The 1,408-nt window shown below is 30.8% G+C and carries 1 protein-coding gene; it reads right to left on the bottom strand.

Features of this window, described 5'->3' with window-relative positions; translation table 11 throughout:
• Positions 1-190 precede the first annotated feature (190 nt).
• The gene (locus ACP6PK_RS16710) at positions 191-1,153 is read right to left on the bottom strand and encodes a glycosyltransferase family 2 protein (protein WP_426560997.1); all 963 of its coding nucleotides are present in this window, start codon (positions 1,151-1,153) and stop codon (positions 191-193) included.
• Between the last annotated feature and the right edge of the window lie 255 nt (positions 1,154-1,408).

Here is a 1,408-nt window from a genome sequence, read left to right as displayed (position 1 = left end):
CCCGGCCAGTAATTAACGTAAAATACATATCAGATATATATTATACCCTTTTTTTGACTATTTTTTCACTAAAGTCCCGATAAGAATTACATCAGTTACCCAACTCATAAAAAATACCTCCGTGTTATCTTATTCATAGATTATCTTCAGAAAAATTGATTTCTTTTAAAAATCTTTTACCTAATCTCCCCTAAAGATTTTCCTTACTCTCTTCAACAAATTCACAAATTTGTTTATCCACATAATTATCATCTACATTTTTAGTAATTAATTCTGCCAAAATCCCTAAAGATATTAACTGCACAGACAGAATAATACATAAAATTCCAAATAAAAATAAAGGGCGAGTTCCTATAGGTCGAATCTCCATAAACCAGAGTATAATTAAATAACCCAAAGATGTCATTCCTATAGCACCAAATAACAATCCTAAACTACCAAACAAATGACCTGGTTTATGTAAATAATAAGTAGTTGCTAAAACTGTTAATAAATCAATAAACCCACGGGTATAACGTTCTAAACCATATTTAGATTTTCCCTGTTTCCGGCGATGATGTTGTACAGCTACTTCAGTAATTTTAAATCCTAAACTATGAGCTAATACCGGAATATAACGATGTAATTCTCCATAGACTTTTATGCAGTCTAATACTTCTTTTTTATAAGCTTTTAATCCGCAGTTAAAGTCATGTAATTTTACTCCTGTTAAAATTGATGTAACTCCATTAAATAATTTGGAGGGTAATCTTTTAGAAAGAGGATCGTTACGATGTTTTCGCCACCCACAAACTAAATCATATCCTGACTCTAATTTTGACAAAAATTTAGGTATTTCCGTCGGGTCATCTTGTAAGTCTGCGTCTAAAGTAAAGATAATATTTCCTCTTGCTTTTTTAAATCCAGCAGATAAGGCGGAAGATTTACCAAAGTTTCTTCTTAATCTAATTCCTTTAATTTTCTGGGGATGTTGTTTGATTAATTCATTAACTTCTATCCAAGAGCGATCGCTACTACCATCATCGACAATAATTATTTCATAACTATCAGTTTCCATTAAATTTATTACATCTAAAATTCTATCAAACAAGGGTTTGATTGTAGCTTCTTCGTTATAAACTGGAATTACAAAACTGAGGTATTTATTATTCAATGTTCAATTCTAATTATTAAATAGGGAATAGGGAATAGGGAATAGGGAACAGGGAATAGAGATGAACAACACCTAGCAAGGGAGCAAGATGTTCCCACTGTTTCATTCACCCAAATAATCACAATAGACCACAATTATAATGCATCACCACTATTAAAACTATGTTTATTTGTTAAAGCTATTCAATCTTGATAATTTCTCAACTTTGACTCTTGAATATTGTCAGAATTTTCGACTTTTGAATGGATGACTTTT

The sequence above is a fragment of the Dapis hubbardiae BLCC-M172 genome (assembly GCF_050016015.1).
Classification (GTDB): domain Bacteria; phylum Cyanobacteriota; class Cyanobacteriia; order Cyanobacteriales; family Microcoleaceae; genus Trichodesmium.
Note: the sequence above shows the minus strand (reverse complement) of the source record. Positions and strands in the feature narration are given on the sequence as shown.